The 10,409-nt window shown below is 59.9% G+C and carries 7 protein-coding genes; 3 read left to right on the top strand and 4 right to left on the bottom strand.

Going from position 1 to position 10,409, the window contains the following annotated elements; genetic code table 11:
- Together EN742_RS12140 and EN742_RS12135 are read right to left on the bottom strand one after the other, a co-directional pair.
- Nucleotides 1–1,088, bottom strand: a 1,088-nt coding sequence (locus EN742_RS12140; protein WP_148670085.1) for a glycosyltransferase, incomplete at its 3' end; no start/stop codon positions are given.
- Between the two features lies 1 nt (nt 1,089).
- On the bottom strand, nt 1,090–2,304 hold the full coding sequence (locus tag EN742_RS12135; RefSeq protein ID WP_126058876.1) for a glycosyltransferase family protein: 1,215 nt from the start codon (nt 2,302–2,304) through the stop codon (nt 1,090–1,092).
- Nucleotides 2,305–3,103: 799 nt separating this feature from the next.
- Here EN742_RS12135 and EN742_RS12130 point away from each other — a divergent pair.
- Nucleotides 3,104–5,329, top strand: coding sequence for a mechanosensitive ion channel family protein (locus tag EN742_RS12130; RefSeq protein WP_127405729.1), 2,226 nt, complete (start codon nt 3,104–3,106; stop codon nt 5,327–5,329).
- A 127-nt stretch (nt 5,330–5,456) separates the two neighbouring features.
- Nucleotides 5,457–6,902, top strand: a complete 1,446-nt coding sequence (locus tag EN742_RS12125; protein WP_126058873.1) for an adenylate/guanylate cyclase domain-containing protein — start codon at nt 5,457–5,459, stop codon at nt 6,900–6,902.
- Between the two features lie 334 nt (nt 6,903–7,236).
- Here the strand turns inward: EN742_RS12125 and EN742_RS12120 are convergent, their stop codons facing one another.
- Nucleotides 7,237–7,851: an MraY family glycosyltransferase gene (locus EN742_RS12120; RefSeq protein ID WP_245482315.1), complete on the bottom strand. Its 615-nt coding sequence runs from the start codon at nt 7,849–7,851 to the stop codon at nt 7,237–7,239.
- A gap of 170 nt (nt 7,852–8,021) precedes the next feature.
- On the bottom strand, nt 8,022–9,035 hold the full coding sequence (locus EN742_RS12115) for an NAD-dependent epimerase/dehydratase family protein (protein WP_189347686.1): 1,014 nt from the start codon (nt 9,033–9,035) through the stop codon (nt 8,022–8,024).
- Nucleotides 9,036–9,446: 411 nt separating this feature from the next.
- On the opposite strand from EN742_RS12115, the gene EN742_RS12110 reads away from it, so the two are divergent.
- The coding region (locus EN742_RS12110; protein ID WP_189375294.1) for an acyltransferase at nt 9,447–10,409 on the top strand (963 nt) is incomplete at its 3' end.

Below are 10,409 nucleotides of genomic sequence, written 5' to 3'. Positions count from 1 at the left end.
GCAATAGGGTGTTCCGTCGGCACCAGCAGACCGGTTTCGTCCGGCGATATAAGCTCCGGCACGCCGGAAATATCGGTCGACACGCAGGCAAGCCGCTGGCTGGCCGCCTCCACCAGAACATTCGGCAGACCGTCCCGGTCACCATTTGCAGTAATCCTGCAGGCCAGGGCGAAAATGTCGGCGCTTCGGTAGTGTTCCAGCACCTCCTTCTGCGCAAGCGCGCCTTTCCAGGAGACGCGACCCTCCAGGCCGAGCTTTCGCGCCAGCGCCTTGAGCCGTTCCAGTTCCTCGCCGCCGCCGATATGCTCGAAACGCCACGCCAAATCCGCGGGCAGAAGGGCAAGGGCCTCCAGCAAGGTATCGTAACCTTTCTTTTCGACTGCGCGCCCGACACTCAGAACGACAACCGGTTCGCCCGGCGCTGAGCCGTCATGCTGTTTTCGCGCCTCGCCAAAGCTGCCGAAGCGATCAAGGTCGAGCCCATGATAGCTCAGATGCACGGACGAGTTGCCGTTGGCGAGCCCCTTCAGGCGGTCGAAGCCGGTTTTCGTGCAGGTTACCGTCCAACGCGCCGAGGAAAGCTTGCCGGCCAGATCCCAGTCCGCCGAAGTCCAGATGTCCTTGGCATGGGCCGAGCAACTCCAGGGCAGGCCACGAAGCAGGCTGGCATAGCGCGTCACCGACGCCGGCGTGTGCACGAAATGTGCATGCAACCATCCCGCGTCTTGCGGCCATTCGGCCGCCAGCACGAGTGCCTGCCCGAAGCGGCGCACGCGATTGCGCGTAAAGTCGCGGGGGATATCGCTAGCCAGTGATCTAAGTGCGCGCCAGAAGCCCGGCCGCGGCAGACAAGCAATCAGCGCGCGAACGACGCGCAGCGGCTCGTCATGCAGATATTCGGGCAAATAATGGACGGGCGCTTTGATCTCATCATGCACGGGGTTGCGTTTTGCATCGGTCGGCCGCCTGAGCGCGACGATCACTAGGTCGAATCCCGCACGCTCGAGACCAAGCAGTTCCTGCGCGATGAAGGTTTCCGACAGCCGCGGATAGCCCTTCAGAACCACGACGATCTTGCGACGTTGCAACTCAGTTCAGTCCTTCGATGACCGAAAGGTGATGGCCGGCCCGCCGGTCGAGCAGTTCCGCAACGATTTCGGAGATATGAGGCAGCCCTTCCAGCGTCAGATGCGGATTGCTCTGTGATGGGCGGGGCCGGTCTGGCAGCATCACCAGTGCATCGGCAAACCGCTGGGAATCCTTGGCTTCTTCCGGCAAAAGCATCTCGATGAGGCCGAGTTCGGCTGCGCGCCGAGCGCGGATCAGTTGTTCCTCCCGCGGCTCGACGCGCGGCACGATCAGCGCCGGCTTGTCGAAAGACAATATCTCGCAATAGGTGTTGTAGCCGCCCATTGCCACGACCGCCTTGGCGCCGGCAATCAGGTCTTCCATGCGGTTGTCGAACTCGATGATCTTGATGTAGGGGATCTTGGCCCCCTTCCTGAGCAGCTTGTTGCGCTTGCGCGCTGGCATGTAAGGCCCAAGCACGATCAGCGCCCTGTGCTGCAATCGTGGATCCTGCTGATAGGCATCGATGACGTCGTGGATCAGTTCGGCGCCGTCACCGCCGCCACCGGTGGTAACGAGGATATAGTCGCCCTCGGGCCTGTGGCCGGGCAACTCATTCCGCGGCAGGCTCCGTTGCAGGAAACCGACGAACCTCATCTTTGCCCTGACTGCCGGCGGTACATCCAAGCCCGTCAACGGATCGTAGAAATCCGGCGGACCATAGGCCCAGACCTTGTCGTAGAATAGGCCTATCTTGCGCATCACATCGTTGCGTGCCCACTCCGCTTCGAGCAGATGCGGCGCATCCATCACCTCGCGCAGGCCGAGAACGAGCGTGGTGCCCCGCGTCTTGAGGTAGGACAGCGTGTCCTCAATCTCTCCACGCAGGCCGAGCGGTTCCTTGTCGACGATGAAGATATCCGGCCGGAATGTCTCGGCCGTGTGGCGGATAATCGACTGGCGCATCCTTAGCGTCTCATGCAGATCGATATCCTTTTCCAGCGAGGTGTATTCGCCATTGCGCAACTTGATGACGCTGGGGATCTTCACGAAGTCGACACGGGCGCGGTAGTCGAATGCGCCAGCGATCGTTGCACCCGAAATGATAAGCACCTGAAGTCCGTGGAAATTCTCGACAAGCGAATGCGCGATAGTGCGGCAGCGCTGCAGGTGGCCGAGCCCGAACGTGTCGTGGCTGTACATGAGAATTCGGGCGTTTTCTGCGTGTTGGGTCATGGTTGAACGTCTTTTCGAATTCTCGCCTTGAGGACCGTCAGCGACCCGCTGGCTTCGAAACCATCCTGGGTCAACCGACCTGTTTTGAAACATGAAGGCGCAATTTTCAATTTGTATTACCCAAGAAGGCGCAGATCGCCTCGCCATCCGCGAGCTCGTCGACCCCCTATGCACACTTCGCCGACCGGCGCGATGCGAAAGGCCAGATGGCGCTCGTCACCCCAAACTCGTACCTCGAGGTGTACACGGACGCCAAGAATCCGAAGCCCTCCATGTAGCCACATTCGCACAAAGCGCTCGCGCCTGTCCTCGCTGACTCATCAAATGTCCTTCATCTGAAGGGTCCCAAGCGGCGGCCATACACCCAGACACATTGCCTAGTGTTAGCGCATACCGATGGAGGGGATCGAATCCAAGTGCTTTTGCCAAATGCACAGCGCGACGACATTGTGCTGTCATTCGGTGCCGCCAGCTTGGAGGCGCAACCACGACCTCCAGCGTGGTCGCCGCAGATGCTGCTTTCAAAGCACTTTAGTTCGTCAGGGACGCCAGGCCGAGGCCGGAATGCCCTGCCCCCGCGGGAAAATAAACACTGTTAGGTACCCCGGCGCAACGGTCTAGCCCGGAAGGATGTCTTGCACCACAACATCGGTTTCTTCAAGGTAGGCGCAACGACGGACATAGATGTCGTTGCTTGCCGATTTGAGGGGAAGGTTACAGCACGATGCCACTCTTGGTTCGACGATTGGGAGTTGGGAGTCTGGCGCGTCCGACACGAACTCTCGGAGATCTGACTGCCATGCTTGTCCGGGTTGCCGGGCCGCTGGTCTTCGGGATCGCCCTCTTGTTTGCTGGTTCGGCACAGGCGCAGGCGCCGGCGACCGTCCCGCCTGAAAAGGTCAAACAGCTATTCGAGCTACTCGACGATCCGTCGGTGAAGGCCTGGATGGCCGAACAACGAAATCAGGACGCCGGGTCAACGGCAGCGCCTGCCGCGGCAGGAGCTTCACCGGCCGGCGCATCGTCCGACGCTGCCGTCGCCCCGAGCCAGATGAATACGATGGCATCGTCGACGCTCGATCGGATCAAGCATCATATCGAAAGAATCGTGCGAACTTTGCCGTTGCTGCCAGACCAGTTTGAGCGCGCTCGGGCAGAGACCATGCAGGATATGTCCAGAAAGGGGCCTCCCGGCGTATTTCTGCTGATTGCGATGTTCATCGCTGCCGGCGTGGCGCTCGCCTGGGCAACGTACAGGCTGACCCGTCCGTTTCGTCTTTGGATCATCGCGCAGCCGAAGGATACGCCCATTGGGCGAGCCAAGAAGATTGGTGGTCGCACGCTTTATTCCAGCCTGCTGATCGTCTCGTTCGCGCTGGGCAGCGCCGGCGCGTTCATGTTGTTCGACTGGCCAATGCTTATCCGCGAGATCGTGCTGACATTTCTGCTGGCTGCAGTCGGTACAGCGGCTGTGCGCATGTACCTGGCAGCCATGCTCGTCCCTTCCTTCATGAACGTCGAGAACGCCGTCGAGGTTCGTGCCTTGCCGGTCACCAACGAAACGGCTGACCATTGGTTCTATTGGCTGCCCCGGATCGTCGGCGTCTTCGCCTTCTTCGCCGCCGCGTTTATCCTCTTGCCGGGTCTCGGCATCGATCAGGATGGAATGCTGGTCCTGTCAACGGGCGCCGATTTCGTGCTGCTATTGCTTTTGCTGGTTGCCGTTTGGCGCCGGCCAAGAACACAGCGAGATGGTGCGCACCAAAGCAGTCATACGGCAACGACATGGTTGTTGACAGCTTATTTCGTCGTTCTGTTCCTGCAGCGCATCGCCGGTCTTAATATATTGTTCTGGTTTACCTTCGCCGCATTCTTCCTGCCCTTGGCAATCGTGCTGACGCAGCGCGGCGTCAATTTCGTGCTGCGGCCGGGTTCGGACGACGCCGGCCGGCCCACGATTCCGGCGGTGACGATCGCTGTCATCGATCGCGGAGTCCGGATGATCTTGATCCTGGCGGCGGCTTACTTTCTCGCGCGTGTCTGGGGTCTGAACATGCAGTCCATGCGGGACAGCGATACGACGACCAACCTCATATTGCGCGGCTTGATTAATGTCATGGTCATTGCGCTTGCAGCCGACTTCGGCTGGTCGATCATCAAAGCCTTGATCGAGCGAAAGCTGGGCATCGAAACGCCGCACGCGGTGATCGACGACGAGGAGGTCCCGACCCTCGATCCGCAACAGGCGCGGCTGCGCACACTTTTGCCGATCATCCAGAACATTCTGCTCGCCGTGATCGTCGTGATGGCGGTGCTGATGATGCTCGCCTCAATGGGTATCGAGATCGGCCCGCTGATCGCAGGCGCTGGCGTCGTTGGTGTCGCTGTGGGATTTGGCGCACAAACCATAGTCAAGGACGTCATTTCAGGCGTGTTTTTTCTTCTCGATGATGCGTTTCGTGTTGGCGAATACATTACATCGGGCCGCTATGTGGGAACGGTGGAAAGCTTTTCGCTGCGCTCGGTGAAGCTGCGCCATCATCGTGGCCCGCTGTTCACAATACCTTTCGGTGAACTCGGTGCAGTCCAGAACCAGAGTCGTGACTGGGTCACCGACAAATTCAACATCACCGTTGGCTATAACACTGACATCGACTTCGCTCGCAAGCTGATCAAGCGAATAGGTCTCGAACTGGCGGAAGATCCCGAATTCAAACACTGGGTGCTCTCACCGATCAAGATGCAGGGCGTGCAGGAGTTCGGCGAGTACGGCATCGTATTGAGGGTCAAGGTCACAACAAGACCGGGAGGCGCCTTCAGTATGAAACGCAAATTCTATGTACGCCTCCGCCAGGTCTTCAAGGAGCAGGGCATCGAACTCCCATTTCCGACCGTCCACGTCGAGGGGCTACAGAACTCACATGGGGCAGAGAATGCACCTGTGGAGGCCAAACCCGAGCTAAAAATGGCAGTCGCGCAGTCGCACACCAATCGGCGCAGAAAAAAAGCCAGCACAACGGAGTAGGAAACCGTGACACCTGCTCTGGTGCACATCCTCCTAGACAGACTGTCGTACAACAAAGGAATCCAAACCATTCGCATCCTGCTGGCTTTTTTAGTAGGCTGTCGCGAGGCTAGGTTGAGGATCCGGTGTGACGGAAGTCAACGATCGTCTTCTCGAAAGCAAGATGACCAAGGTGGAGCAGGCGCGAGCCTGGAGCCCACGCGTCATCTCGAAATTCGAGGCGCTGATCAGGAGCGCCGACGACCACTCACTCTATCGCGTTAATCCGCTAGCCTTTGCTCGCGACCGCGCAATCGCCGAGCCTGAAGCAATCGACCTCTTCCTTCATGCCGCCCGCTGTGGCGTGTTCGACATGAGCTGGGATGTGCTCTGTCCCCAGTCCGGGATGGTGCTCGATAGTTTCGGCGCCCTGCGCACACTGAGGACCCACTACGTCTGTGGCCTGTGCGACGTATCGGGCGACACCGACCTCGACGACTTCATCGAGGTCACCTTTTCGGTATCGCCGAAGTTACGGCACCTTCCCTACCACAATCCCGAGACGCTCCCTGTCGAGGATTTTCACTGGAAACTCCACTTCGGACATGACGGGCGGCTGCCGGGGCAAGACGTTCGCTTTCTCGACGTTCTGCGTGGCTTCGTTCGGGGCATGACGTTTCTACCGCCCGGCACCACCACAGTGCTCCGCGCCGACCTGGGACCGGGCGCCCTTGCAGGCGTCAACGTGCAGACACAGGCCGCATTCGCTGTGCCAATATCGGGCGACCCGGTATCAGCGCCGACACTCCTGAAGGTCGATTACGACGGCAAACGCTTCTTGCCGGCGTTGCCCGCTGTGCCGCCTGGTCCGATTGCCATTGAGGTAGCGAACAGGGGGCCGGTGCGAGGTTCGTTGCTTGTCATCAACTGGCCGCCCGAGCTTGTCGCGCTGACCACCAAGCCGGCACTCGATTTCGACCCTTATGTTTCCGGTGGAGCGCTGCTTGCGCGGCAAACCTTCCGCCAGCTCTTCCGGTCCGAACGTGTCGACGAGAAGGAGGGGCTGGGCATCCGGCAGATCACCTTCCTGTTCACGGACCTCAAGGGTTCGACCGCCATGTATGAGCGCCTTGGCGATCTCAACGCCTATGCTTTGGTCCGCGAGCATTTCGCTCTGGTCAACGCTGCGGTCCAGCAACATTCCGGAGCGGTGGTCAAGACGATTGGGGATGCGGTGATGGCCGTATTCTCGCAACCGTCGGATGCGATTTCGGCTGCACTCCACATCTTTGAAGAAATCGATCGCTTCAACGGCGACCATGAGGGGCCGGGGATCATCCTCAAGATCGGTGCCCACTGTGGACCGTCGATCGCCGTGACGCTCAACGACAACCTCGATTATTTCGGCCAGACCGTGAATGTCGCCGCGCGCGTGCAGTCCCTGGCAGAGGCCGGACAGATCTGCATTTCCGAGGCGCTCCATTCCGCGCCCGGGGTCAGCGAAATGCTTGCCGGCCACCGTGTCGTGGCTTTTGACGCGCCGCTTCGAGGTGTGGAAGGTGACGCAACTGTCTATCGCATCCAGCGCGGATAGGCCCGATTACGTGCCAACTCCTTTTCAGGAGATCGCAGCATCGATCTTTCCGAGTTCACTCGACGTGCCGGCGAGGCCTGCTACGCGAATTCGGTCATCGGCATGGCGAATGGTCATCGCAAGCACACGAAAGATGGACTAAGAGTGGGGTCGGCGCGCGCGTCTTTGCTCCAAAGGCAGGGCTGATCCGGCCTCGGCGAGCCTGGCAGAGCGTCGTCGCACCCGCCATCGGCAAAGCCATCTTTGCGGCGCTCCACAATTAGGGAATATTATTTCGCAGCGTGCCAGGTTGCGATTTCGGATGGCGGCCTGGGACGATGATATCCATTTGGTTCTATGAACTTTGCCAAGCAGTGAATGCGAGGCCGATCGCGAGTGCCGTCACCCCATAGAGAGCCGGCAAGGTCTTACCGCCTACGCCCAGACGCAGCAAAGTGTGGCCAAGGTGGTCCGTGCCGCCAATCCAAGGCTGCCGTCCGTGCCGCAGACGGCGGATGATAACGAATATTGCGTCGATCAGCGGGACGGCAAGCCACGCTAATGAGGAGCCGAAACCCCTTTCAGAAGCGTGAAGCACGACCGCCGCGCCGAGCAGAAGACTGCCGCTATCGCCCATGAAGACGCGGGCGGGCGGATAGTTGAAGCAAAGGAACCCGACGCACGCCCCGGCGCAGGCCAGCCCGGCATCACCGCCAAGGCCGAGGGAGGCGGCTGCGATTGTGCTCGCGGCAAGACCATCGGCATGATCAAGCATGTTGACCGCGTTGCAGGCGATCCAAATGACGATCGGTACCCACCAAAAACCAGTGATGATCCCGGCAAGTATCGCTGCCGCGGCCAACGCTGCTGCCTTGGCGCCGGCGGAAAGGGATCGGACATCGTCGAGCGCGCCGACAAGGCAGAAAAGAGCCAGCAACAGGATATGGCCAACCGGAAGCCATGGGGACATCGCAATCAGTAGGGCGGGCCCTGCAAGTCGAGGGACTTCGCCCGATGTGTGCCATCGGTCGCTCTTGACCTTGGAGACGGCCCCAATGCGCCTAGCAAGGCGAGCGAACAGCCATACGCAAGGAACCGCGATGAGCAGGGCCCCGATGACCGGGACCAATAAGCCAGGCGTCAAGCCATCACTCGTTCGGTACGCATATGCTCGATGCAGTCGACAATCGTCTGCCTTGTGCTTCGCAGCGGGCGCCAACCTGTCATGGTACTCAGAAGACTCGTGTCCGGTACGCGATCATGCGTTACGGCGAACCTCTCGCCATAGACCGCGTTGGAAGACCTCATGACGATCGGCGCGTTCGTCTTGGTCGCCTCAACCACCATCCTTGCGAGATTTCCGATCTGCACCGCCTCGCTGCCGCCCAGATTGACCGGTCGTCCTTGCAAGGATCGGCACTGCATGACCAGGAGCAGCCCTTCGGCGGCATCGGCAACATGCAGGAATGCCCGCCTTTGCTCGCCGTCGTCGTGAACGACAAGCGGTTCGCCCCGTAAGGCCGAGTTCACAAATACCGGCAGCACAAGGCCGGTCGCCGAGCGCTGCCGCGGCCCAGCCATATTGAACGGCCGGACAATCCAGGCAGGAATGCCAAAATCGAAAAACAGTCCGGCGATCAGATGCTCAACCGCTGCCTTGGCGGCAGCATATCCCCATCGCGGTCGGAGATCCGTCACCACAGGATCAGACTCGGTAATCGGACGGTCGCGCCCGGAGCCGTAAACTTCCGAACTCGATGTATAAAGAAGCGGACGCCGGTGCAGCCGGCACGCCTCGACGATTGCGCAACCTGATTCAAGAATGCCACTGGTGACAGCAAAGCGTTCCGTGTGGGCAAGCTGAACCCCGATCGGGCTCGCCAGATGGAATACGGCGTCGGCCAGGCCAACCTCGTCATGGACCGCCGCATTGAAGGCCGGGCTGCCGACCCTGAAGGTACGGATCGTCAGGCGGGGATTGTCGACCGGAAGGTTGCGAAGCGAGCCGTTCGAGAGATCATCGATGACGGTTACGCTGCAATTGCGGTCAAGTAACAGATCGACCAGTGCCGATCCAAGAAAGCCCGCGCCACCTGTAACCAGGACATGTGTCCGCGGGCCGAATTCAACCACGTCCGGGCTATGGTTGTCCAAAGTTGCCGCCTCCAGAACGACCCGTGGCCCTCGCCTCTCACGGGATAGCCTTTCTATACAGTCGAGGACACGTTGAACAACTCGTTTTCTACAAGTCGACCGAGTTTTTCGACGGTCCTCGATATCTCCAACGAACAAGCGTCCGACATGTCACCGGGAGCCAGACGCCCTAGCCCAACAGGGCAGAACTGATTCCGGTACACCTGTGTAGGTTTTTGTCGTTCTAGCGTGAAATGAATTGTCACGGTATCCCCATGTTTCTCGCAGTTTAGCATTGCAAGGAAACGGTAGTATTCGAATGTATCGGTGAGACTATTGGAATCGCAACGTCGCCGGCCGCGCCTTGTCGCGCCATCGACTCACGGATTGCAATCACGCCATGACGTTTCGACAGATAGCTCGGGGGAACCTTTGAAGTTCGATTATCGGGCAGACGTCGACGGCTTGCGCGCTATCGCGGTCATCACCGTCATCCTTTTCCATTTCGACGTTCCCGGTTTCCCCGGGGGATTCGTCGGCGTTGATATCTTCTTCGTCATTTCGGGCTACTTGATCACAGGCCTTTTGGTTGCGGAGGGCGGCGAACTGTCGCTCGCCGAATTCTACGGTCGGCGCGCGCGTCGTATCCTGCCAGCAATGCTGGTGATGATGGGGCTGTCGCTCGCGGCGGGTTGGTTTCTCCTGCTCCCGGGTGACTATGCCGGCCTTGGGCGCAGTGCGGCCTTCTCCGCTGCCGGCCTTGGGAACTACTATTTCCTCTGGAATACGGGCTATTTCGACCGCGAGGCGACGCTTCTGCCGCTCCTGCATCTTTGGTCCCTCGGCGTCGAAGAGCAGTTCTATCTCGTGTGGCCAGCCCTCTTGTTCATCGCCAGCCGATTGTGGCGGGGCCATCAGTCACCGATCGTCGCGGCGATCTGCCTTGTAGCGCTGACCAGCTTTTCGATTGCCCTTTACCTGGTGGCAGTCGATCCCAAGCAAGCGTTCTATGCTCCCTTCAGCCGGGGTTGGGAACTGGCGCTAGGCGGCCTGCTGGTTTTTGTTCCACCGATCGGCCGCCGGGGCACTTCCGAGGCATTCGGACTGTTTGGCCTTTGCCTGATAGCCGCTAGCGCCATCTGGCTATCCTCGAGCCAGCCATTTCCGGGACTGAATGCACTCGCCCCAGTGGCTGGGGCTGTCTTGCTCGTCTGGCCTTGTTCCCCGTCTATCGCTACGGCGGTCCTTTCAAGCGCGCCTCTCCGCTTCACAGGCAAAATTTCATACAGCCTGTACCTCTGGCACTGGCCGATTCTGGTCTTTTTCCGTCACTATGCCGGCGGTGCGATGCCGACAGCGGGCGAAGCGCTGATCCTCATCGCGGCAGCCTGGGTG

Origin of the sequence: Mesorhizobium sp. M4A.F.Ca.ET.020.02.1.1, from assembly GCF_004022645.1 — a bacterium.
Classification (GTDB): domain Bacteria; phylum Pseudomonadota; class Alphaproteobacteria; order Rhizobiales; family Rhizobiaceae; genus Mesorhizobium.
The sequence above is the reverse complement of the archived record's forward strand: the minus strand, read 5'-3'. Positions and strand labels throughout refer to the sequence as shown.

Coding starts and splice junctions, on each gene's coding strand:
- EN742_RS12135 (WP_126058876.1), bottom strand. CDS start 2,304: ATGACCCAACACGCAGAAAACGCCCGAATTCTCATGTACAGCCACGAC.
- EN742_RS12130 (WP_127405729.1), top strand. CDS start 3,104: ATGCTTGTCCGGGTTGCCGGGCCGCTGGTCTTCGGGATCGCCCTCTTG.
- EN742_RS12120 (WP_245482315.1), bottom strand. CDS start 7,851: ATGTCCCCATGGCTTCCGGTTGGCCATATCCTGTTGCTGGCTCTTTTC.